We start from the raw sequence: 21,083 nt of genomic DNA, 5'->3' as shown, positions 1-21,083 counted from the left end.
AGGCCCCGCCGAAGACAGGAGCGTTAGACCCGTCGTGCCGTGGCCAAGCAAGCCCCACCAAGCCCTCCGCGCGCGCACCGCGAAGGTGGCCCGCAGCGCGGTCGCAGCGCTCGCAGCGGTCACCGTCCTTGCCGCCGGGTGCTCCACGGGCCGCGGCGATGCCGTGTCCTCCGGCGAGACCTTCGATTTCGTCTCCCCGGGCGGACAGACCGAAATCTCCTATGACGTCGGAGAGCGCAAACCCCTGGCCGAACTCAGCGGGCCCGACGTCATGGATAAATCCACCCAGATCGGTCTCGATGACTTCGACGGCGAGGTCGTGCTCATCAACCTCTGGGGCCAGTGGTGCGCGCCGTGCCGCAGCGAGGTCGACGATCTGCAGCGCCTGCAGGAGGAGAACGAGGACAAGGGCTTCAGCGTCCTCGGCATCAATCTGCGCGACCCGAACATCCAGAAGCCGCAGGACTTCATCAAAGACAACGGCGTCACCTATCCGTCGATCTGGGATCCCTCGCAGGCCGCGGTCGCCGCGCTGCACGGTTTCCCCACCTCGGTCGTCCCGTCGACGATCATCCTCGATAAGGACCACAAGGTCGCGGCGGTGTACCTCGCGGAGGTCAGCGATGTGCAGCTGCAGCCGGTCATCGACGAGCTTCTCGCGGAGCCGGCAGGGGAGCAGGCGGCGTAGATGATGGGCGCGGAGGCGGCCGACACTGCGGCCGCCGCTAACACGGTGGTTCTCGCTTCGGTGGGGGAGTCGTTCCAGAACGCGGTCGCCTCGGGCCCGCTGCTCCTCGCGATCGGTGCGGCGCTGCTCGCGGGGCTCATCTCCTTCGCCTCGCCGTGCGTGGTGCCGCTCGTCCCTGGCTACCTCGCCTACCTCACGTCCATCGGCGCGCCCGAGAAGGCCCCCGCCGGCGCCGCCACCTCCGCAACCGTCACGGAAACGGACACCCAGCAAGCCACTGCAACGGCCACCGAAACGAAGTCCCTGCGCTGGCGCGTCACCGGAGCCGCCCTGCTCTTCGTCGCCGGCTTCACCGTCGTCTTCGTCCTGCTCAGCGCGGTCGTCCTCGGCGCCATCCAGTACCTCGCCCCACAGCAGGAGCTACTCCAGCGCGTCGGCGGCGTCATCACCATTCTCATGGGCCTGGTGTTCATCGGCCTCGTCCCCGCGCTCCAAAAAGACACCCGCATGCAGCCAAAGGCCGTCTCCACCTGGCTCGGCGCCCCGCTGCTCGGCGGCGTGTTCGCGCTCGGCTGGACCCCGTGCCTCGGCCCGACGCTCGCCGCGGCGCTCGCCCTCAGCGCGGGCACCGGCGCGGACGCCGTCCGCGGGGTGTCGATGATCGTCGTCTACTGCCTCGGCCTCGGCCTACCGTTCGTCCTTCTCGCGTTCGGTTCGACGTGGGCGGCGGGTGCAACGCGGTGGGCCCAGCGCCACAGTCGTACGATTCAGGTAATCGGCGGGGTCATGCTCATCATCGTGGGCGCGCTCCTCGCCACCGGCCTGTGGATGGAGTTCGTCGCGTGGCTGCGCGACTTCGCCATCTCGGACACGACGCTCCCCATCTAGAGATCGCCCAGGAAAGGACCACAACCATGAGCCCCGAGGTCAACCCCAAGAAGGTTCTCGTCACCGGCGGCGCCGGGTTCATCGGTTCCACCCTCGTCGACCGGCTCATCGCCGAGGGCTACGAGGTCGCGGTTGTCGACAACCTCGTCTCCGGGCGCCGCGAGAACCTCGCCAAGGCGCAGGAGACCGGCAAACTCTCCTTCCACCAGGTCGATATCACCGACCCGGCGCTCGCCCAGATCGTCGAGAACGAAGCCCCGCACACGATCTTCCACCTCGCCGCGCAGATCGACGTCCGCAAGTCCGTGGAGGACCCGATCTTCGACTCGGAGGTCAACGTCGTCGGCACCGTCCGCATCGCCGAAGCGGCACGCCGTGCCGGCACCCAGCGCATCGTGTTCACCTCCTCAGGCGGCTCGATCTACGGCCCGACCGACGACATCCCGGTCTCCGATTCCCGCCCGGTCAACCCGCTGAGCCCCTACGCGGCGGGCAAGGTCGCCGGCGAGATCTACCTCGAGATGTTCGCCCAGCTCTACGGCATCTCGTGGGCGGCGGTCGCCCCGGCGAACGTCTACGGCCCGCGCCAGAACCCGCACGGCGAGGCAGGAGTCGTGGCGATCTTCTCCGAGCGCCTCCTCGCCGGCACCCCGACCCGCGTGTTCGGCGACGGCGGCAACACCCGCGACTACGTCTTCGTCGACGACGTCGTCGACGCCTTCTTCCGCGCCGCCACCACCGAGCAGGCCGCCGGCCTCCGCTTCAACATCGGCACGGGCGTGGAGACCTCGGACCGCCGGCTGCACACCCTCGTCGCCGAGACCATCGGGGTCGCCGATAACCCGGACTTCGCCCCGCCACGACTTGGTGATGTCGCACGTAGCGCCCTCGATGCCGCCCGCGCCCGCGACGTCCTCGGGTGGGCACCCGGTGTCGACATCGCCACCGGCGTCGCCCGCACAGTGGATTTCTTCCGAAAGTAGTTCAAGCAGAGTTCATGGCCCCCACCGCAACGTCGAACGAGAAGCCGGGCGAGAGCCCGTCTCCCGCGCCCGAGAAGAAGGCCCGCACGGGTCCGAGCCTCGCCAATCGCATAATCGCCCCGTTCCGTAACGCCTGGCGCATCCTCACGCAGATGCGCACGGCGCTCATCCTGCTCATGATGCTCGCGATCGCCGCGATCCCGGGCGCGCTCCTCCCGCAGCGCAACCTCAGCCAGCAGAACGTCGACCAGTACCTCGCGGAGCGGCCGACGCTCGGCAAGGTCTTCGACGCGGTGCAGCTGTTCGACGTGTTCTCCTCGTGGTGGTTCACCGCGATCTACGCGCTGCTGTTCATCTCGCTCATCGGCTGCCTCACCCCGCGCTCGTTCGAGCTGGTCCGCCAGCTCAAGACGGAGCCGCCGAAGGCGCCGAGCCGCTTCACCCGCCTCCCGCACAACGCCAAGGTCACCACCGATCTCGCCCCCGACGAGGTCGAGGACGTAATCCGCGACAACCTCAAAGGCTGGCGCGTCCGCTACAGCGACGGCGACGGCCGCGTCAAGGGCGCGAAGGAATTCTCCGCGGAGCGTGGCTACTTGCGCGAGATCGGCAATATCGTCTTCCACTTCGGCATGCTCGCGCTCCTCATCGCCATGGCGCTCGGCAAATTCTTCTACTACGAGGGCATGGTCATCCAGATTCCGGGCCGCGACGCCCCGGCGTTCTGCAACACCACGCCCGCCGCGTTCGACTCGTTCCGCGCCGGCCTGCGCGTCGACGGCACGGAGCTCAGCCCGTTCTGCGTCCGCGTCGACAACTTCTCCGCGGACTACCTGCCCAACGGCCAGGCCAAGATGTTCTCCGCGGATATCCGCCACAATGACGAGGTCGAGGCCTCGGATCCGAACACGTGGGCCACCCACCACCTCAAGGTCAACGATCCGCTGCGCATCAACGGTGACCGCGTCTACCTGCAGGGCCACGGTTACGCCCCGACGTTCACGGTCACGTGGCCGAACGGCGAGACCCGCACGGACACCTACCAATGGGCGCCGACGGATCAGATGACTTTCTTGTCCTCCGGCGTCATGCGCTTCGACCCGCCTGCCGGCATGTACCCGGACTTCGGCGAGCGTGTCGAGAACGGCATCGCCATCCAGGGCCTGTTCGCCCCGACCGCCGCCTTCGAGGGCGAGCTGCTGTCCTCCTCGTTCCCCGCCATGAACGACCCGGCCGTCGCAGTCGACGTCTACGTCGGCGACACGGGCCTCGAGACCGGCCGCATGCCCGGCGTATTCTCACTGGACCAAACGCTTATTGACGACGGACTGCTCAACCGCGAGGCCCGCGTCAACCTCGCGCCCGGCGAATCGACGACCCTCCCGAACGGCGTGGAGGTCCGATTCGACGGTGCGCAGGAGTTCGCGAACCTTCAGGTCTCGCACGATCCCGCGCAGATCTACGTCGGCATCTCCGCCGTGGTCATGATGGGCGGCCTGATCCTCTCGATCTCCGTGCGCCGCCGCCGCTTCTGGGCGCGCATTACCACGGATGACGATGGACGTACCGTGCTCACCCTGGGCGGCCTCGCTCGCACCGACCGAGCTGGATGGGGTAAGGAGTTCGACCGCATGAGACAATCGATCCTGGATTCGCTGGGTAAGACAACGAAAGAAGGCGTCTGATGAGTGACGTGAACACCGACCTCGCCCGCTACTCGGATTTGGCGTTCAACACTTCGTTTGCCCTGCTTCTCGTGGGCCTCGTCATCGCAACGGTCGGTTACGCGCGCTACCGCGTCCGCCGCATTACTCCGCAGCGCGAGCTCGCCACGGTCGGCGGCGGCACCTCCATCGAGGAATCGACCTCGTCGACGGAGCACTCGGACGCCGAGGCGGGCGCCGCCTCCGAAGGGCCGTGGGCCCGCTTGGCGTACCTGTTCTCCGCTCTCGGCACCGTCTTCATGGTGGCCTCGGTCGTGCTCCGTGGCTTCGCCACTCACCGCATGCCGCTCGGCAACATGTACGAGTACGTCATGTTCACGCTCGGCTTCGTGATGATCGCCTCGCTGTGGTTCCTGCGCAAGCCCGGCTACCGCCAGCTGTGGCCGTGGGTCCTGCTCCCGGTGTTGGTGATGATGACGGTCGCGGTCCGCGTCCTTTACACCGATGCAGCCCCCGTCATGCCGGCGCTGCAAACGTACTGGGTGCCGATTCACGTCACCACCATCACGCTCGGCTCGGGCATTCTGTTGCTGTCGGGCCTCTTCTCTATTACCTTCCTCCTGCGCTCGTACCAGTCGAAGGGGGAGGAGTCGGGCTTCTTCGGTTCCATCGCGCGGCCTTTGCCGTCGAAGGAATCTATCGATCGGATGGCGTACTACACCACGCTGCTCGGTTTCCCGATCTTCGGCATCGGCGTCATCTTCGGCGCCATCTGGGCCGAATCTGCGTGGGGGCGGTTTTGGGGCTGGGACCCCAAGGAGACCGTCGCCTTTATCAACTGGATCGTCTACGCCGCGTACCTGCACGCGCGTGCGACCACCGGCTGGGGCGCCAACCGCGCCGCTTGGATCAACATCCTCGGCCTCGCAGTCAACATTTTCAACCTGTTCTTCATCAACATGGTCGTCTCCGGCCTCCATTCCTACGCAGGGCTCGGGTAGAGGCGTATCGACGCGAGAGCGCATGGAGTACCAAGAGTTCGCTCAAGTCGATGAAAACTTCTACCTGGGGAGTGTCAAGAGTGGGGCGGCTGCGCTAATGTCTGCCAGGTGGACGGTAGGGAAGCATTCGAATTAAGACGGGGCGTGCTGCAATTGCATCGGGCCCTGAAACTTCATCAGTTCGATGTTCGCCACTTGAGCGAACTCTTGGTCCTTTATGCGATTGAGAAGTCCGGGGGCGTTCAAACATCCGGGGCAATAGCCGATGGGCTACGAATGCAACGGTCGAATGTTGCGACTTATACGAACAGGCTGGAGCGCGACGGCTTGCTCACCTGCATCTTCGGAGAAGATCGCCGGCGTAGGCATTATTCCCTTACGGACACGGGCCGAGCAGTTCTGGAGCATGACCGAAAGCTCCGTGACGACAAACTGGCGCAAATCGCCAACGAGCATCTCGACGTCGCCGAGTTGAGAACGCTTGTTGAAGCAAGCGGCATATTGAACCGCCTGGAACAAGCGATCTTCGAAGAAGATCGAAAGCAAGAGGAAGTGGATGAGTCCGAGCCCGAGGGCATACGTTCCTAGTCGAAAACGCCCGGTCTAGACAGTCGAGGCCGTTTTTGCCTTGAATGCGCTCCATTTCGAACGCATCCTTCCTGGATTTGGAGTGTCCAGCCCGGCGAGTCAATACATCAGTGTCTACTTGCCCGACACCGACGCGCCCATGATCGCCGTCCACTGCCCGCGCGCGAAGTCGACCGTCAGCCCATCGAGCGCGTGCCCCTTCCCTCCGCCGCTCCGATAGCTCTTACGGAGGTCCGTGGCGCGGACCGCCCGCGCTCCATCGGGCATGACGTCGGACCTACTTCTCATTCGGGCCTTCCGGTTCGGCGGACTTCCAGCGTGCACGGCATCGAACCGCGCGATCCACACGCGCATGCACAGCGCACAGGCAAACACCGCAGAGTCTAGTAGCCGAACTAAGTTTCGTCTCCGGGTTGCCGGGTTTACCCAGGACACTTGGCGCCCTATCGCGCTGTCAGATCTCCGCCGCTCTCAGGATGTCCGCCGTACACTTGCGAAGCGCCCCCGCCCGCCATGGGAAGTGCCGCCCAAGGAAACGGTTGGAAATCTCGAGACGAAAGTTGAAATGTTGAAATTATCCGCGCACGACTAACGGCTTTTTAACACCGTGCGCATCTATTAAATTTCGCGGAATTGCGATTCCCTGCGAATACCGATTGCTCGGTCGTCGCTTCAATGCCCGTTTATCCGTGTAGCCAGCGCCAGCTGAATTCCCGGTTCCGAATTCAGACTGAAGCTCAGAACCTCTCCTGAACTTGCAGCGGACCGTCTCCATAGGCGCGCGGCCATTCTTCTCCTCTAACGGAAGATGTCAGCGCGGATCGCCTCAAGGCGAAGATCCCTGAGCTCAACGGAAACACTCAGACTGTAGAGCCGAGGAGAACCGTCTAGATCTGTGGACTCCTCGAAAAGTCTTTGCATACATAGGTGTCACTGGAAACTCGGCAGAGCGCACGATCTACATCCGGCGCAACGGGGACTGCAAGGAATTGGACCGGTCACGGTCGCATACCTCCTGCTATCTCTCGAGGGTGAGTCGGTTTGTCAGAGGGGTGGAGCATGATTCCTTCTGGTACCTGCGCCATGAATCGATTCGAGGTGAAATTCGGTGGACGTCACTGAGACAGATTGGACGGCGATCCTTGCGCTGGCAATCAGCTTATTTACGATCTTTGGGTACGGGCTTGGGTCAATCGATAAGCCTTCAAGGGTCAGACCTAGTCTGCGAATTCTTTGTCTGGCTATGTGGTTTTCGTTGCTGGTACTAATGGTGTGGACGTCGCTGTTTCCACCTCGTGATATTCGATTCGTCGTTGAGTTCGCAATCATATTGGCCCTACTTGCCATCGGCTGGCTTGCAGGCACTCACGAGCGGCGAATCGACCGATGGGCATCCGAATTGAGTCCAGAGACTAACCGCATCTGGAGCACAGCTGCGAAGCTATGGCGCCGACGCGGAGCAATCATGCTATTCATGCTAGTTTCCGGGGCGTCGGGGCTAGGGGCTGATCCGGCGACCCGTTCAGAGAATATCGTGGGGCTATGCGCGGTATCGATCTCTATTGCCGGTCTCCTGATTTGTGCACGCTTTTTGTCCGAGAACGGAATGTGGAAGCGCGGCGAGGCGTGCGGAGTGCCCGTATGTTGGAGGCTCGCGGGGTACCTACCGACGGTGGCTCTAGGCGCTCCCTTGACTATCGCTTACATCATCAATCCAGAATTTCCGGCTAGTTTTCGATGGGGGCATTGGATCAAGCCCGACCAAGTTTTGCTCTCGGTACTCTTGCTCACGGTAGGCATTTCATTTGCTCTATTTGCCGCTGCTTGGCGGCGCTCCAGAACGGATAAGAGCGGACTCGCTGATGAAGCGACCGAAAAGGCCAAGTGGCACCAAGAATTTGCTGTGCTGGTCATTCTCACATCTTTGGCCACAATTCCAGGAGCTTTATCTTTGCCTTGGACGCCGGCGCTGCTGTGTACGCTGCTCATTCCTCTTCTCGTAACGGACCTTCGGATACCGCAACAAGCCACAGTGGGAATTCAAGATGATCGAAAAAGTCGGGTTAAAGTAGTGCCCTATAAGGTGGAGTAATCATTCGGTGGGAGGCCTTCGCCCGAGTCGCCGAGTTCAGGAGTGGCTGGTGCTCTCGGTGAAAATTCGAAGGCCTAGCGTGCCTAGAAGGACGCACGTGGCCAAACACCGATCCGAATCACACCACTCCAAGGGGCACTATCCAATTGGTTCGATGCAAGTTCCAAACATGCGGTTTACACCGGTGAGAGTTTCACCTTCCCCCTGGGGTGGCAGGACGCAGCGGCGATCGGTGCCGGGGATAGTTATGGAACTAGGGGACGACGACTTCGCCGCCACAACCGGTGTAGGGGAGCACGGGCGGCGGAACCAGGCCACCCGTGATCATCTCGACTGACAATCCCGGTATGAAGATTCCGGTCTCGTGAGCGTCGAACGTCCATGTGATTCGCCCGGGGCCGGTTTCGATATCGGCCCCCCACACATCTTCGCCCTGGAACTCGAACCAATGGATGTGCCCGGGAAGCGGGTACTGGGTAACGGTGCCCGTCTCGCCGGTGTCCTCGTTCTTCCAGTTGATTACCGGATCCTCGGTTTTCGTGGATCCCTCCGAGGGCAGGTTCTGGTCAACGAGGAAAGCGGTGTGGCCGGGCTGCTCACCCGATACGGCGGTCGTGTAATTGCGCTGGCCGATTCCCAGCGATCCGAACGTCGGGTCGACGGCCGTGCATTGGCCCGGCAGCGATCCGGTTGCCTCGCCGGATCCGATTGCGCCGCCGATCCCGACCGAACCGGAGGTCACCGAGCCCAGGGCGGCGTCGACTGTATCGGTTTGTGCGTTTGCGGTCGCCCCAAATGGGGAGGACGCAGCGAGTCCGGTCGCCGCGACAATGCCGACGGCGATTCGTGTACTGGGTTTCATGGCTCTTGCGACCATCATTGAGCCTTCCTCATCTCCCCGCACTGCCACTCCGCGCGCGTCGCTGTGTCACACCGAACATCGGCGTGTGCCTTGTCGCCATTACACCCGACGCGCCCGCAACTATCCGGCAAACGGCAAGATTCACAACGGTATTGGGAGAATTCTTGGGCGAACTATTCCGTGTACTCGGGGCTCGCGCTCGAGGGGCCGGTGTCGTTGCGGGACTGAATCCCGAGGTAGATGAGCCACACGACGACCCCGACAACGATGAGCGGGAGAAGCTTGAACGTGAGCGCCACGGCCTGGAAGAGAAGGATGAAGAAAGCGACAACCGCCGCTACGCCGCTCACGGATGCGAGGCAGAGCCCGATGAAGCGATTCTTGTCCCAGAACGAGTAGGCGCCGTAGCCGGCGAGGGCGGCGATGACGATTGTGGTGAACATGAAACCCATGACGCACCTCCGGTGCTGAATAGAGCGATAACTACGCCCTCAACGTTATTCAGCGGTACGTGCGAAATCTTCGGGGAAGACCCCGATCTTTGGTCCCTGGGTTTCTCGGGGTTCGCGACTGAGGTTGACGACTTGACGTGTCGCAAGAGCGTGAAAGTGGTCGAGCCGAGCCGCGACTCTTTTGCGCTGAGTCCAGATGAGTCTATTCGGGTGGGTCACCATGGCACATGCCAGCCGTATGTTGTTGAAAACGGAGCTCCGAAGGTGAAATGGTCCCAAAGCTGCCAATTCGTTTCGCTAACCGCTGGTGAAAGAATTTGATCTACTTCCCAATCGCGGCTCCTGTCGCGACCTCCAGAGTCTGCGCCCATAAGCGAGAACGAATCGGCAAGGGATTTCAGTTCACGATCTTCCAATGCCAACCTGGAGTACAACGACGTAAGGAATGACGCCAAGACGTCGCCTTCTCGATTTGCGGGATTTAGCGCGAACGTTGAGCGAACTTGCATCGTGCTGAAGGATTCGATAGCCGCCTCTCGGTCTTCGGCAGATAGATCTTCGACTAGTTGCGTAGGTATGGGTGTGGGTGGACTGACGCTCGTAATATGATTCCACGTTCCCAAATCCAGTACGCATGCCATGTCTAAGGATGCCGCGGGAGTTGAAGCAAAGTTCTGGTCAGCTTCGAAAAGCTGTTTTGACATATTGAATCTAGGGCTGGAGCTTTCTTTCTTCCAGGTGTGAGAGCTTGCAAGTAGTCCGAATACGAATGGACGCGTCAGCTCTTTCCGTGCTGTCCCCTCCCGGGGCGCGAGAGTTCGGTGAAGGCGGGCACACGAATCCGCTGCTTCCTGTATGCCGCTAGAGTTCAGCGTCGATTTCACCGAAAAAGCTGCGGCGACGCCACTCACTAGAATGTGTGATTCTTTACGAAGCGACGTGGGGTAGCTCGGGCGGAGGACGACAATGTCCGTCTCGTCGGGATCTTCACCTGTTTCCACTTCTCCGTAAATATGCTTGTTCTGCACCACTTCGTATTGAGGCGGCAACCAATTTTCCAGAAACGAAGCCCAAGCAGCTTCAGTCTGCATCCCCGATTCTTGACTTCGGCCGGTGCGCTTGGAAGCACGTTCGAATGCTTCTTCGTAGTCCCTTTCCATCCTCGAAGAGGCTAACTCAAGCCAATTCAAATGGTTGCCTGTTGGCTTTTGGGCGTATCCTCCGAGATTCCCAAACGTGTATTCACTGGCATCCTCATATCTGATGAAGTCGCTCAATGTTCCTGATCCTTAATCGCAAACTTTTCGACCGAAACCACTAAGAATAGTTGTTGAGGAATAGGTCGACTTAGTTGAGACAGCAAACTCTGGGACCAACATGTAGCCAGCGCACTTGTAGCTCTTCGCTCGGCGGCGGAACTTGCCTGCAGCTCAAGCGCTCAATGGTTGTGTTGAGATTTTGCGTCAGATCGAAATGCTAATCCAGAAGAATTCCAAGGGCGTGCCACTGGAGAAGTCTTCTGAAGGGAGTGATCGGCGAAGTGGCCACCGCCGAGAAGTCCTGTGGTTCGCTTTTCGGGTTCGGCACTTCGAATAAGACTATCCGTTGTAGCGCGACTGGACGGTGGTGCTCTTGTCGTCGCGGTCCTTGGTGACCGCGCGATAGATCAACCAGATCGCGAGGACGAGCAGGATGATCGGCAGGAGCTTGAATACGAGGGCAACGGTCTTGATGAATGCCGCGAGGATTGCAAGTGCCGAGGCGATGGCGCAAATGAATCCGCACACGATCGAGATCATGCGGTTCTCGCGCCACGCGAAGAACGCGGCAATGCCCGCCAAAACGGCGATGATCGTGGCGGTAAGAGTGAAACCCATGAGATACCTCCAGGGCGAAAGAAAAGTGAGACCGACTTAACGGCCAGTGTACGGACTGTCCGAACTCGGTCGGCGCACCTAAAGCGCTAGGAATTTCGGAGCGCTTCGATGAGTTCGCCCTTGTTCATCGTCGACCGTCCAGAGATGCCGACCTCGCGGGCTTTATCGCGTAACTGGGCGACGGTCCAATCCTCGTAGGTGCCAGCCTTGCCGCCCTTCTTGCCGACCTGCTTGCGCGAGGAATTTGCGGCGGCGTTGGCTATTCGGGCGGATTTTTCCTTGCTGTTGCCTTCTTCGCGGAGGCGTTCGTACATATCGTCGTCCTTGACGGACGGCCCGCCACCTTTGGGTGCGTTCTTCTTCGCCATGATCGAGCTCCCAACTCATAGAAAATGTGGCGCTCATCGCTCATTGTACGAGTAATCGATCTGGCAAGTCAGAGGCCGACAGTGGGGGCTTCACTGCGCTCGCGGACGTGCGACACACATCCATTTGTTCGGTCCGACAACAGATCTCGCGGACCTTCCGTTGCTGAGACGGGCCACATCAAGTTCGGGGGCAGGCGGTGCAAAGTTCGGGCTTGTCGAAATCTCACAAAACTCGTGTCGTGTCTATATCTCTGATACGACTGGAGTAATCGCCGATTCAGATAAGGATCGGCAAGGAGGTTCGAACGAATGTCTGCCCAAAAGCTAGACCCGGTCAACCAAATGCACATCATCGTCGTGGGACTCGCGATGATTTTGATCGGCAGCTCCCTGTTCGTCGGCGACGCGCTGATCCCACGGATGGTCGTGCCCGGAGCGATCGTCGTGGCGCTCGGATTCGCCGCGATCGGAATATCTTTCCTGCGCTTCCCGAATGTCGAACATTCGTGGAGCCACGCGACAGCGCCGCCGAATACGGCGTCCGCGTAAGAGAATGCGCTGAGCCCGCCCCAGCTACTAAAAGGTAGTTGCGGCGGGCTTTTGGGTGTGAGCTTGCACCTTTGTAGTTGATACGACAACAATGATGGGCCCGTACCTACCCCACGACCTTTAGGTGACACTCATGGCACGCATCCTGACCTCTGGCCCCGGCACCCGCGCGGCGCTCAGCGACCTCGCACTTCTGGCATTCCGCGTAATCCTCGGCATCGTCTTCATCGCCCACGGCTGGCAGAAGATCTCCGAGAACGGCTTCGGCGGCCAGGCCGACGCCTTCGAGGCGATGGGCATCCCGGCACCCGCGGTGGCGGCGGCGTTCGCGATCATCATCGAGTTCGGCGGCGGCATCGCGCTCCTCGCCGGCGTGCTGATGCCCGTGGTCGGCGTGCTGCTGTTCGTCGACATGGTGGGCGCCTTCATCTACGTCCACGCAGGAACAGAAATCTTTGTTGACGCAGGAGGCTGGGAACTGATCGCCGTCCTCGGCTTCGGCGCGCTTCTCCTCGCGATCGTCGGCGCAGGACGCTTCAGCGTCGACTGGCTCGTCGCCGGCCGCAAGCGCACCGCACCCGTCGTCGCGTAACTGCTTGGCCCGCAGATTCACGCGCGGCGCGTCCTTCGGGGCGCGCCGCGCGTTTTTGTGTCCGCTACAGCGAGTCGACGAGCTTCCCACTCTTCGCCAGCTCCGGGTCCGTGCACGAGGACAGGTCGAAGCAGCACGGCCGACGCTTACCGTTATCGATCTTGTCGATAGTTACGTGCACGCGCTTGTCGCGGGTGGCCGCGCTCTTCGTCGCGCCGATCCAGCGCACCCACTCCCACCGTGCCATCGGGGTGATGTCCTCCCACGTCCCGATGAGCTCCGGCGCCGCATCGAGCGCCGCCCGCAGATCGTCCGGCACCTCCGGCTCGGGCCACTCTTTCGTCGGCGTCACCTCCACCGCCACCTCGGTGCCGCCGTCGAGCCCCAGCGCCTTCTCCAGCGCTGCGCCCACGGAGATCCAATGTCCCTTCTTCCCATCCGGCTCGAGGACGGTGTCGAAGGCGTGGTCGTTCATCTTCGCGTTGACGGCGACCTGCCCACGCGAGGGAAGTTCCTTGCTCGCCGCCTCCGGTAGCCGAACGATGAGCCGTTCACCGAGCCTGTCGACCTCCGCGGAAAAGTCGATCGAGGTCGCAGGCGCGGAATTCTTCTTCGTTGCGGTCTTCTCAGCCATCGCGATTCTCCAGTTTCGGGTCGGTGGGCGTATTGGGTTCCAAGTATATTCCGATTGTCCTACGCGCCGAAGCTGTCGAGGAGCCAATGGTGCCGCAGCCGCAGGCTTCGCTCGGTCGTGGCCGCAGCCGCGCCCAGCGCGAGCACGACGTTGAGCCACAGCGGCAGGTGGATCGGCGACTCGAAATGGCCAAACCGCTCGACCAGCGGCGGGATGTTGGCGATGGGCTCGATGATCTGCACGGCATTGAGTCCGACGCCCACGATCAGCAAGATCACCGAAATCCACGCGATGACGGCGTCCGCGCGCGGATGCCGGCGTGCGAGGGCAATCCGTCTGCCGGCAGCCGAGCGCGCGTCCGGCTCGAGGTGATGGGACTGTCCGGCGTCATCGACGAAGTGGAAGCGCTTGAGGCCGGAGGAGCTGAGCGCCACGTGAATCGAGCCGCCATCGACCGTGAAGAGGGCGGGGAGGCGGGACGTGGCCTCCTGGAAGCCGCCGACGTAGAGGTGGGCGAGTGGGTGCTCGCCGCCGGTGCGCACGTCGACCGCGTAGGTAAGCTCGCGGCCCGCGGCGCCGTGGGCGTGGACATAGCCGAGCTTGCGGCCGGTGATGTGGTGCCACCAGCGGAATCGCTTGAGTGGGGTGCCGTCTCCGGGGACGATTCGTTTGGCGGCGCGCTTGTTCTTCCATTCTTCCAGCATTTCGGACCCTTCGAGGCGCGCCACGGGGCGAACCAGTACAGCGTGTTAGTGCGTTGGTTCGTGATACTATCACGGTGTACTAGCACAGCGTGATGGAGAAGATCATGGGACAGCGTCCACCTGAGGGGTTGGGGAGTCGCGACAGGATTCTGTGGGCCGCGACGACGATGCTCGGCGAGGGGCCGGGGGCGATCTTGAGCGTGCGGGCGGTCGCCGCGCGTGCGGAGGTGAGCACGGGTTCGCTGCGGCATCACTTCCCGACGCAGCGGGAGCTGATGGACGCGGCGCTCGGGGTCGTGTACGACGTGCTGCTGCCGGAAGACAGCATTCACGATCGCTCGCTGTCGGCGCACGAGCGTCTCGTGGCGTGCCTGCAGCGGTTGCTTGCGCCGGCGGGGGACAAGGTGGATTCGCGCGATGCGTGGCGACGGGCATTTGAGAGCTACGTTGCGGGTGAACCTACCCAGGCCGCTCGAGACGAGTTCCTGGCGATCGACCGCGAGATTCGTCGGCGGCTCGACTACTGCCTGCGCGTGCTCCAGGGCGAAGGGGCGGTTCCTGCCGGAGACAATTCGGCGCGGGTGGCGCTCCTGCTCAACGTTGTCAACGGCCTGTCCATCGCGCAGGTAATGCCGACGGAGGTGCCGCGCGCACAGGCCGAGCTGGATACTCTACGGCTCGCTGCTGATTACGTGCTCGGGGAGGCGAAGGGCGCCGGGGGGAAGTAGCTGCGGCGAGCGGCGGGCATAAATGCAAAGAACGCCGGGCTTTCGCGTGTGCGAAGGCCCGGCGTTCGTGGAGTGCCTTGTCGATCTCGGGGGTTAGAGGCCCGGGATCTGGATGCCAGCGGGGAGTTCGAAGCCCTCGGGGAGCTGGATCGTGCCGTTGGCTACGCCGACCGCGATGGCGGCAGCTGCGCCGGCGGCGAGACCGCCACCGATGAGCAGCGCGCCATTGACGTTGTCGATCTTCAAGGTGGTGGCGGTCGAGCCGGAATCGATCGAGGCGACGGCCGGAGCAAGCGAGCCAAGGGTCGGCTCTCCAATGAGGGAGTCGGTGGTGTTGATCGAGCCGTGGGTCTCCGGGTTCGTTGACGTCGAACCGAGCGAGCCGGAGGAAAGAGAGCCTTCTTCGGCCGAAGCGACACCCTGTGCGCCGGAGAAGGCGATCGCGGCGGCGGCCACAACGGCGGCCGACTTGGCGAGTTTCGAACTCATAGGTTTCCCCTTATGGTTTTGCGGCAGGTCGATAGTTTCCTAGCCGATAGCTGGTGGTGAGTGATGTTTCGAGTTGCCACTGGCTGATAAACATCAACTTAACTATATGTCGACAGCGGGAATATTAGAAAGTGTTCCTGTTTGGGTCCGCCCCCGTCTTCGCCTTTTGCGGTTCAGTGGTGGGTAGTGCCGGAGGTTGACCAGTGGTTCACCACCGGTCGGTCGGCGCCTGGATGAATGGTGACTTATCTCCATAGCTGCGGGGATATCTTGGGAGCGTCAAAACGCTAATTTGTTGTTAAGGTAGTTTCATGAAGAAAACACTTGCCGCCGTCGCGTTCACGGCATCCCTTGTCCTCGCCTCTGCTCCCGCAGCAACGGCCCAGTCCTCCAACCTCTTTGATGGCGACAATCCCTTCGGTAGCGCCGTCGAAACCGGTCTCGGCGGAAGCACCGCCAACGGGTTCGGCAGCAACCTCGAAGGCGATAAGTCGGGAAGCGTCGCCACCGGAAGCGACATCATCGGCGCAGGCGGGCTCGATTCGTCCAGCCTCAACCCCGGCTCCAATGGCGACGAAGAAGAAGGCGAGACCTCCGGCAGCCTCAGCAACACCGGAATTCTCTTCGCCGGCGTCATCGCCGTCGGCTTCGCGGTCGCCGCAGCAATCGCGGCGAGCGGCGCCTAAGTACGGACGCTGATCTCGCGGGCCGTCTTTCAGGGCGCGGCCCGTTCAGAACCTGTCCATTCCCAATCTTCGGCGGCACGAAGGCAGGACACTCCAAACGGAGTGTCCTGCCTTCGCTTCATTTATTCGGTCGAGGGGAGCTGCGCAGTAAAGGTCTTGCCCCACTCGTTCATCGACTCGACGATCGGACGCAAGGTCTCACCCAAATTGGTTAGCGAATATTCGACGCGTGGAGGAACCTGCGGATAAACGGTCCGATCGATGATTCCGTCCTGCTCAAGCTCCCGCAGCTGTCGCGTCAAGGTCCGTTCGCTGACCAACGGGATCGAGCGATGGAGCTCCGCGGTGCGTAATGTCCCGCGCTCGAGAAGTTCCTTGACGATGCTGAGCTTCCAGCTCCCACCGAGGATCGCGACTGCTACTTCGACCGGGCACACTTCCAGTGCTTTCTCCACTGAATTGCGCATCGATTATCCCCTCGCGGTCATATATGTCCGTACGCGGCACAAGTGTACGTACTGTACGGCGTGCTGCCGGGCAGCTGATGATGGAGACATGACTCATCGGAAAGTTCTGTGGATCAGCGCTCATCCGTCGACGCGCTCGCTCAACCATGCGCTCACGAGCGAGGGAATCGCAGCGTTGAGGTCCAACGGTATTGAGGTCCTTTCCTCGGACCTGTACCGGATGGGATGGAATCCGGTGCTCGACGGCGAAAGCTACGGCGAGACGGTTGAGGACTTTCACCCTACGAACAGCGTTCGTCGTGCCTACGTGGAAAATCGGTTGCCCGCGGATGTCCGGGCGGAGCAAGGCAAGATTCGGGCCTCTGACGCGGTGGTCCTTCAATTCCCGTTGTGGTGGTACGGGGTGCCGGCGATCCTCAAGGGGTGGTTCGACCGCGTCCTCCACTCAGGATTCGCCTTCGGAACCGACCCGGACACCGGAACCCGGCTCCGTTTCGAAAATGGCCCGTTCCGAGGAAAGCGCGCGCTCGTTATCACGACATTGGGCGACCGACCGCAGGCGATAGGCCCGAGAGGGAAGAGCGGCGAACTCCACGAGCTACTCTTCGGGCTCCTCCACGGAACCCTCGCGTACACGGGCTTCGACGTGCTCGATCCTTTGGCCATTCCCTCGGCGGACCGTCTCACTGACGATGGGTTCCGCGAAGTGCGCGACGAGGTGGAGTCGAGGCTGTGGCAGATCTTCACCAGCACGCCCATTCCGTACCGGCCACAATTCGCGGGCGAGTACACAGAGCAGTGGGCGCTGGCAGATCACGTCCTTCCCGGCCAAACCGGGCTGTCGATACATATAGACCACAAGAAAGCGGGATGTCTGCATGAATGAGCAACGAGATGATTTACTCCGCGAGTTCGTCCTCGACGTCCCCGACGCCGAACTCGAGGACCTCCGTGAACGACTGGACAGGGCGCGGTTGCCGGAAGCGGAGACGGTCCACCGACCCTCGCTGGGCCGCAGCCGTTGGGATCAAGGCGTCCCGCTGGAGGACCTTGTCGAGTTTGTCGACTATTGGCGGAACGAATACGACTGGCGTCGCTTCGAACGACGGCTCAACGAAATCGGCCAATACTTCACGAAGATCGAAGGCCTGGGTATCCATTTCCTGCACCGGAGATCGCCTCGACCGGATGCACCTGCCTTGATACTCACCAACGGATGGCCGGGCAGCGTCGCCGAGTTTGTCGACATCATCGACGAGTTAGCCGATCCAGAGGACGAGTCCGCGCCGGCATTCCACGTAGTCGCGCCGTCATTGCCCGGTTTTGGGTTTAGCGGGAAGCCAGTCGCTACGGGGTGGGGTACTGAACGGATCGCCGCAGTATGGGTGGAACTCATGGGAAGAATTGGCTACTCCGATTTCCTCGCGCACGGCGGTGACTGGGGTGGGCCGATCACGACGATTCTCGGTGCCCGCTTTCCCGGGCAGGTCCTAGGGATCCATTCGACGTATGCCGCCGCGCTGCCTGGGCTCTCGAAGGACGGGCTTTCTGCGGATGAAATCGAATGGATTGATGCGACCGCAGACTTCTGGAAAACCCACGCTGCGTATGCGAAGCAACAGGCCACCCGCCCGCAGACCATCGGCTACTCGCTCGTAGATTCCCCAGTCGGCTTGCTTGCGTGGATCCTCGACAAGTTCGCCGAATGGTCTGACACCGTCGACTCTCCGTTGGAGACGATCAGCCTGGACCGCATCCTCGACAACGTGACCCTGTATTGGCTGACCGGAACCGGGGCGTCGGCGGCGCGAATTTACTTCGAGAGCCACGATTCACTGGATCCAGAGCTACTCGTCGACGTTCCGTCCGCCATCACGATGTACCCGGCCGACATCAGTTCTCACTGCCCGCGCGTTTGGGCCCAGAAGCGGTACCGCAACATCGTGCGGTGGAATACGCCTGATGCCGGGGGGCACTTTCCGTCTCTGGAACGGCCCGAGTATTTCGTCAAGGACCTTCGCGAGGGGCTTCGAGCTGTCCTTGCGAAATAGCTCCAGGCTGCTAAATTGCTCAATCTGAAAGCTACTCGCCTAATTTGGTTCGACGTCTTCGCTTGTGACTTAACGGAAGCATGATCGCTTCAAAACGTAGAGTTCCATTCAACTAATCGAACTCACGGTGCCAGATATACAGCGTAAATCCGTGTTCTAATCCGAAGTATGAAAAATTCTCGGGATTCTAGATCGATGTTGTCAATCGTCAAGGACTCATACACCGAGGCGTATGGGGGTCAAGCGGAACCAGAAAGTGTCGAGTCAGGGGTTTCGATCGGCCGTGGCCTAATGCGAAGGGCGGACAAATTATGCATGAACCACGAGAGGATATCAGTCTCGGATGCAGTGAGCATTGCAGAGATCTACGGTCGAACGGAGAGGATTGCTGAATATTTAGGTGATGAAGATCAAGTATTGATTTCCCGGGGCAGATTGGGTCAGCTCTTATCCAAGCTAGTCATTACGAATCGAGACCAAGCGAAACGGGCCGCTTCTGAAATTCTTGAACAAATTGGAAACCAGTACTTTTCCCGTCGCAAATATAGAGAGGCAGCGATAGAACTCACTAACGCCGCTATGGTCGTTAATGAGATGCATAATCCCACGCTCAAAGAGTTGGAAAATTCTCGCTCTATCTTACGTAGGACCCTACAGATGCGTAAGAAAAATACTATTGACTTTGCATACAGCGAATTCAATTTAGCCATTTCAGAGAGGCTTTTAGCTAAGAGGCAGACGGGCGGGGTCCCGCGAGAGTTGTTTAGTCCAATATTTACTAAACTTGAAAGGGCGCACAAAGTATTTGTCAAGTTTGGTGACTACGACCATTACTCGGTCTATCTTCGCGCTCGTCTCGAACTACTTACAGACTGGCTATTGGCCGAACATGATCGAATATTGGAATCGCGGTTGGCTGCGATCCCCGATTTTATTGATCTAGCTAATTCCATTGGGTTGAACGAGCACAAGCCGCTTGCACGTCTGTTGACAACGAATCCAGAGTCGCTCGGCCTGGACCGAACGCCCGATTGGCTCCCGTCCGAAGAATCAAATCTTTCCGAAGCGCTTTTTTCTGTGCCTGAGCTAAGTTGCGTTTTGGACGATATCGCCCAATACAAGAAGGAGTTAGGCGCTAACGATTGTGATCTCGACCTGAAGCTCTTCGAGCTGGAGTCCGTAGTTTACCCAGTGAGAAGATCGTTCACGGATCCGTTCACGGCGATTAATCGCCTTTGGGCCGACCAGGATTATGAATTGTTCTTGATCAAGGCAACGTCGTTGCTCCAATGGGAAAACTCAGATCAATTTGAACGAAAGGAGTATTTGCTTCTACTTAACCGATTGCCTCAATGCATAGCGAAGATTATTGAGACATGGAATGATTTCGATATCGAGGGGTTGATGAAAAGGAATCCTGCTGCATTTCGTTTTGCGGCGTGTGAGCTTATGGAGTTCGGCGAATGGGACAATGCATTTCGTCTGTTGGAGCTCACTCGGGGTGTGGTGGCGAGTGGTTTGTATAACCAAATCGTTCAGATTGGAGAAGCAAATGTGCCGATAGGGACGGATTTTGTTCACGTAACACATAGTCCTACTGCAACCTATGTAGTGATGAAGCAAGCCGACGCTTTCGTAGGTTCGGCATTTTTAAATTTGAATGGAAAGGTGCTTGCAGCGGGTTTCTCGGGATTGTCTCCCGCCGGGCTATTGATCGCGCAACTAAATAGAAATCGATCCCGTGCAATGTCGGCCGCAAGAGAGCTGCACGAACAACTCAGTGATGTCGGCGACTGGATAGATGCACGATGTTCGGAGTCCCTCGTCATTATGGCCGGCGGTCTATTTCAATCTTTTCCAATTTGGTCGACGGGAAATTTGGGCAAATCTGTTTTGTCAGGGCAGAAGAGAGTGTTCCACTCAACGAGCTTGAAGGTGGCTTCGTATTTAAATGGTCACAGGTTTGCTGGGGATCTGAAGGAACAGCTCTCGCTTCAGTGTGCGGCGGAAGTTCCGGGGCAGCTGTCGTTGCCTAAAGCGGGCCTTGAGCCAGAGTTAATTGGTCGGGCAGCGCCTAGGGGCTGGGATGTCGAAATTGCCGATGCCACGGCCGAGTCACTCACGATTGCTCTCAGTGAACCTGGAATCACTCATTTCACCGGACACTCGATGGCTTCGCCGAACCCGAAGCTATCCAGGTTGATCACATACGGATCACCCCTTAGCGTGGATGACATTTTAGACCGCGACCACAAATCTAGATTGGTAGTCCTTGGCTCTTGTCAATCTGCACTAACATACGGGTTGGCGATGCAAGATGAGGTGTTAAGCATTCAAACCGCGCTTTGGTACCGAGGCAGCGAATCAGTGATCGGCACCTATTGGCCAATTTCAGATTATGCCGGAATCGCGTTCTCCACGCACTTTTTTAGCCTCTTATTTGAGTTGGTTGAGTCTGACTCGGTTTCGGTGGAGGCGAATCTAGTTCAGCAATGTTGGCGGAAAACAATCAATTGGATGCGCCAAGCGACGGAGGACGAGGTGCAATCTCTTTTCTTGGAGAACGCCGCATCGGTATCGTCACAAAATGTAGGCAGCGGATTGGCTTTCCACTTCTACGATTGGGCAGCCTTTCAAATGTTTGGAGTCCCGTACGAAACCGCGTGAGGAACGAGGATTATGGGTCCGCTTTACAGGCTGCTTTCACCCACGCTTTAAGG

At 60.2% G+C, this 21,083-nt stretch carries 24 protein-coding genes; 14 read left to right on the top strand and 10 right to left on the bottom strand.

Translation table 11 applies throughout. The features are described 5' to 3' along the window. The first annotated feature begins 34 nt into the window (after nt 1-34). The 6 genes from BJL86_RS13210 (at nt 35) to BJL86_RS13185 (ending at nt 5,812) form a co-directional block, all read left to right on the top strand. Nucleotides 35-688 (top strand): TlpA family protein disulfide reductase, encoded by a 654-nt coding sequence (locus BJL86_RS13210; protein WP_231887131.1) that lies wholly within the window; start codon nt 35-37, stop codon nt 686-688. Continuing rightward, nucleotides 689-1,576 carry a cytochrome c biogenesis CcdA family protein gene (locus BJL86_RS13205; RefSeq protein ID WP_082908368.1) on the top strand — a complete coding sequence of 296 codons (888 nt, stop codon included), beginning with the start codon at nt 689-691 and terminating at the stop codon, nt 1,574-1,576. It begins immediately after the preceding gene. A 26-nt stretch (nt 1,577-1,602) separates the two neighbouring features. Beyond that, on the top strand, nt 1,603-2,559 hold the full coding sequence (locus BJL86_RS13200) for an SDR family NAD(P)-dependent oxidoreductase (protein ID WP_067472346.1): 957 nt from the start codon (nt 1,603-1,605) through the stop codon (nt 2,557-2,559). A gap of 14 nt (nt 2,560-2,573) precedes the next feature. After that, a complete protein-coding gene (gene resB / locus BJL86_RS13195; RefSeq protein WP_082908369.1) occupies nt 2,574-4,244 on the top strand; it encodes a cytochrome c biogenesis protein ResB in 1,671 nt (556 codons plus the stop codon). Then, nucleotides 4,244-5,224, top strand: coding sequence for a c-type cytochrome biogenesis protein CcsB (ccsB, locus tag BJL86_RS13190; protein ID WP_067472349.1), 981 nt, complete (start codon nt 4,244-4,246; stop codon nt 5,222-5,224). The genes resB and ccsB overlap by 1 nt, the downstream gene beginning before the upstream one ends. Nucleotides 5,225-5,332: 108 nt before the next feature. Further along, a complete protein-coding gene (locus BJL86_RS13185) occupies nt 5,333-5,812 on the top strand; it encodes a MarR family winged helix-turn-helix transcriptional regulator (protein WP_156515225.1) in 480 nt (159 codons plus the stop codon). Nucleotides 5,813-5,926: 114 nt separating this feature from the next. On the opposite strand, the gene BJL86_RS17430 is transcribed toward BJL86_RS13185, so the two are convergent. Continuing rightward, a complete protein-coding gene (locus tag BJL86_RS17430) occupies nt 5,927-6,100 on the bottom strand; it encodes a hypothetical protein (protein WP_197487531.1) in 174 nt (57 codons plus the stop codon). A gap of 1,402 nt (nt 6,101-7,502) precedes the next feature. Between BJL86_RS17430 and BJL86_RS17190 the strand changes: the two genes are divergently transcribed. Next, nucleotides 7,503-7,904 (top strand): hypothetical protein, encoded by a 402-nt coding sequence (locus BJL86_RS17190; protein ID WP_156515226.1) that lies wholly within the window; start codon nt 7,503-7,505, stop codon nt 7,902-7,904. Between the two features lie 253 nt (nt 7,905-8,157). On the opposite strand, the gene BJL86_RS13180 is transcribed toward BJL86_RS17190, so the two are convergent. From BJL86_RS13180 to BJL86_RS13165, 5 genes are all read right to left on the bottom strand, one after another. Continuing rightward, nucleotides 8,158-8,766: a hypothetical protein gene (locus tag BJL86_RS13180; protein WP_075845015.1), complete on the bottom strand. Its 609-nt coding sequence runs from the start codon at nt 8,764-8,766 to the stop codon at nt 8,158-8,160. Nucleotides 8,767-8,939: 173 nt separating this feature from the next. Beyond that, nucleotides 8,940-9,209, bottom strand: a complete 270-nt coding sequence (locus BJL86_RS13175; RefSeq protein ID WP_156515227.1) for a hypothetical protein — start codon at nt 9,207-9,209, stop codon at nt 8,940-8,942. Nucleotides 9,210-9,433: 224 nt separating this feature from the next. Next, nucleotides 9,434-10,495: a DUF6602 domain-containing protein gene (locus BJL86_RS17185; RefSeq protein ID WP_156515228.1), complete on the bottom strand. Its 1,062-nt coding sequence runs from the start codon at nt 10,493-10,495 to the stop codon at nt 9,434-9,436. A gap of 321 nt (nt 10,496-10,816) precedes the next feature. Continuing rightward, the gene (locus BJL86_RS13170) at nt 10,817-11,095 is read right to left on the bottom strand and encodes a hypothetical protein (RefSeq protein ID WP_067472363.1); all 279 of its coding nucleotides are present in this window, start codon (nt 11,093-11,095) and stop codon (nt 10,817-10,819) included. A gap of 86 nt (nt 11,096-11,181) precedes the next feature. After that, nucleotides 11,182-11,463: a DUF7218 family protein gene (locus BJL86_RS13165; RefSeq protein WP_067472367.1), complete on the bottom strand. Its 282-nt coding sequence runs from the start codon at nt 11,461-11,463 to the stop codon at nt 11,182-11,184. 309 nt (nt 11,464-11,772) lie between these two features. Here BJL86_RS13165 and BJL86_RS13160 point away from each other — a divergent pair, with 309 nt between their 5' ends. After that, nucleotides 11,773-12,012, top strand: coding sequence for a hypothetical protein (locus BJL86_RS13160; protein WP_067472370.1), 240 nt, complete (start codon nt 11,773-11,775; stop codon nt 12,010-12,012). Between the two features lie 133 nt (nt 12,013-12,145). Beyond that, a complete protein-coding gene (locus BJL86_RS13155) occupies nt 12,146-12,604 on the top strand; it encodes a DoxX family protein (protein WP_067472373.1) in 459 nt (152 codons plus the stop codon). 64 nt (nt 12,605-12,668) lie between these two features. On the opposite strand, the gene BJL86_RS13150 is transcribed toward BJL86_RS13155, so the two are convergent. Together BJL86_RS13150 and BJL86_RS13145 are read right to left on the bottom strand one after the other, a co-directional pair. Continuing rightward, nucleotides 12,669-13,238 (bottom strand): YdeI/OmpD-associated family protein, encoded by a 570-nt coding sequence (locus BJL86_RS13150; protein WP_067472376.1) that lies wholly within the window; start codon nt 13,236-13,238, stop codon nt 12,669-12,671. A gap of 59 nt (nt 13,239-13,297) precedes the next feature. Next, the gene (locus BJL86_RS13145; RefSeq protein ID WP_067472423.1) at nt 13,298-13,942 is read right to left on the bottom strand and encodes a hypothetical protein; all 645 of its coding nucleotides are present in this window, start codon (nt 13,940-13,942) and stop codon (nt 13,298-13,300) included. A 104-nt stretch (nt 13,943-14,046) separates the two neighbouring features. Here BJL86_RS13145 and BJL86_RS13140 point away from each other — a divergent pair, with 104 nt between their 5' ends. Then, nucleotides 14,047-14,670 carry a TetR family transcriptional regulator gene (locus BJL86_RS13140; RefSeq protein ID WP_067472426.1) on the top strand — a complete coding sequence of 208 codons (624 nt, stop codon included), beginning with the start codon at nt 14,047-14,049 and terminating at the stop codon, nt 14,668-14,670. A 93-nt stretch (nt 14,671-14,763) separates the two neighbouring features. Here the strand turns inward: BJL86_RS13140 and BJL86_RS13135 are convergent, their stop codons facing one another. Next, on the bottom strand, nt 14,764-15,159 hold the full coding sequence (locus tag BJL86_RS13135; RefSeq protein ID WP_067472378.1) for a hypothetical protein: 396 nt from the start codon (nt 15,157-15,159) through the stop codon (nt 14,764-14,766). A 311-nt stretch (nt 15,160-15,470) separates the two neighbouring features. On the opposite strand from BJL86_RS13135, the gene BJL86_RS13130 reads away from it, so the two are divergent. Beyond that, a complete protein-coding gene (locus BJL86_RS13130; protein ID WP_067472381.1) occupies nt 15,471-15,845 on the top strand; it encodes a hypothetical protein in 375 nt (124 codons plus the stop codon). 122 nt (nt 15,846-15,967) lie between these two features. Here BJL86_RS13130 and BJL86_RS13125 read toward each other — a convergent pair whose 3' ends face one another. Further along, entirely contained in the window at nt 15,968-16,312 is a 345-nt protein-coding gene (locus tag BJL86_RS13125; protein WP_197487532.1) for a winged helix-turn-helix transcriptional regulator, read from the bottom strand. Between the two features lie 88 nt (nt 16,313-16,400). Between BJL86_RS13125 and BJL86_RS13120 the strand changes: the two genes are divergently transcribed. The 3 genes from BJL86_RS13120 (at nt 16,401) to BJL86_RS16835 (ending at nt 21,030) form a co-directional block, all read left to right on the top strand. After that, nucleotides 16,401-17,198, top strand: a complete 798-nt coding sequence (locus BJL86_RS13120) for an NAD(P)H-dependent oxidoreductase (RefSeq protein ID WP_067472384.1) — start codon at nt 16,401-16,403, stop codon at nt 17,196-17,198. Next, nucleotides 17,191-18,363, top strand: coding sequence for an epoxide hydrolase family protein (locus BJL86_RS13115; protein WP_067472387.1), 1,173 nt, complete (start codon nt 17,191-17,193; stop codon nt 18,361-18,363). The genes BJL86_RS13120 and BJL86_RS13115 overlap by 8 nt, the downstream gene beginning before the upstream one ends. Before the next feature lie 348 nt (nt 18,364-18,711). Continuing rightward, nucleotides 18,712-21,030, top strand: coding sequence for a CHAT domain-containing protein (locus BJL86_RS16835; protein ID WP_197487533.1), 2,319 nt, complete (start codon nt 18,712-18,714; stop codon nt 21,028-21,030). Nucleotides 21,031-21,083 lie beyond the last annotated feature (53 nt).

Source organism: Dietzia timorensis (assembly GCF_001659785.1).
In the GTDB taxonomy this organism is placed as follows: Bacteria; Actinomycetota; Actinomycetes; order Mycobacteriales; family Mycobacteriaceae; genus Dietzia; species Dietzia timorensis.
Note: the sequence above shows the minus strand (reverse complement) of the source record. Positions and strands in the feature narration are given on the sequence as shown.

Coding starts and splice junctions, on each gene's coding strand:
- BJL86_RS13205 (WP_082908368.1), top strand. CDS start 689: ATGATGGGCGCGGAGGCGGCCGACACTGCGGCCGCCGCTAACACGGTG.
- BJL86_RS13200 (WP_067472346.1), top strand. CDS start 1,603: ATGAGCCCCGAGGTCAACCCCAAGAAGGTTCTCGTCACCGGCGGCGCC.
- resB (WP_082908369.1), top strand. CDS start 2,574: ATGGCCCCCACCGCAACGTCGAACGAGAAGCCGGGCGAGAGCCCGTCT.
- ccsB (WP_067472349.1), top strand. CDS start 4,244: ATGAGTGACGTGAACACCGACCTCGCCCGCTACTCGGATTTGGCGTTC.
- BJL86_RS17430 (WP_197487531.1), bottom strand. CDS start 6,100: ATGAGAAGTAGGTCCGACGTCATGCCCGATGGAGCGCGGGCGGTCCGC.
- BJL86_RS13180 (WP_075845015.1), bottom strand. CDS start 8,766: ATGAAACCCAGTACACGAATCGCCGTCGGCATTGTCGCGGCGACCGGA.
- BJL86_RS13175 (WP_156515227.1), bottom strand. CDS start 9,209: ATGTTCACCACAATCGTCATCGCCGCCCTCGCCGGCTACGGCGCCTAC.
- BJL86_RS13170 (WP_067472363.1), bottom strand. CDS start 11,095: ATGGGTTTCACTCTTACCGCCACGATCATCGCCGTTTTGGCGGGCATT.
- BJL86_RS13165 (WP_067472367.1), bottom strand. CDS start 11,463: ATGGCGAAGAAGAACGCACCCAAAGGTGGCGGGCCGTCCGTCAAGGAC.
- BJL86_RS13160 (WP_067472370.1), top strand. CDS start 11,773: ATGTCTGCCCAAAAGCTAGACCCGGTCAACCAAATGCACATCATCGTC.
- BJL86_RS13155 (WP_067472373.1), top strand. CDS start 12,146: ATGGCACGCATCCTGACCTCTGGCCCCGGCACCCGCGCGGCGCTCAGC.
- BJL86_RS13150 (WP_067472376.1), bottom strand. CDS start 13,238: ATGGCTGAGAAGACCGCAACGAAGAAGAATTCCGCGCCTGCGACCTCG.
- BJL86_RS13145 (WP_067472423.1), bottom strand. CDS start 13,942: ATGCTGGAAGAATGGAAGAACAAGCGCGCCGCCAAACGAATCGTCCCC.
- BJL86_RS13140 (WP_067472426.1), top strand. CDS start 14,047: ATGGGACAGCGTCCACCTGAGGGGTTGGGGAGTCGCGACAGGATTCTG.
- BJL86_RS13135 (WP_067472378.1), bottom strand. CDS start 15,159: ATGAGTTCGAAACTCGCCAAGTCGGCCGCCGTTGTGGCCGCCGCCGCG.
- BJL86_RS13130 (WP_067472381.1), top strand. CDS start 15,471: ATGAAGAAAACACTTGCCGCCGTCGCGTTCACGGCATCCCTTGTCCTC.
- BJL86_RS13125 (WP_197487532.1), bottom strand. CDS start 16,312: ATGCGCAATTCAGTGGAGAAAGCACTGGAAGTGTGCCCGGTCGAAGTA.
- BJL86_RS13120 (WP_067472384.1), top strand. CDS start 16,401: ATGACTCATCGGAAAGTTCTGTGGATCAGCGCTCATCCGTCGACGCGC.
- BJL86_RS13115 (WP_067472387.1), top strand. CDS start 17,191: ATGAATGAGCAACGAGATGATTTACTCCGCGAGTTCGTCCTCGACGTC.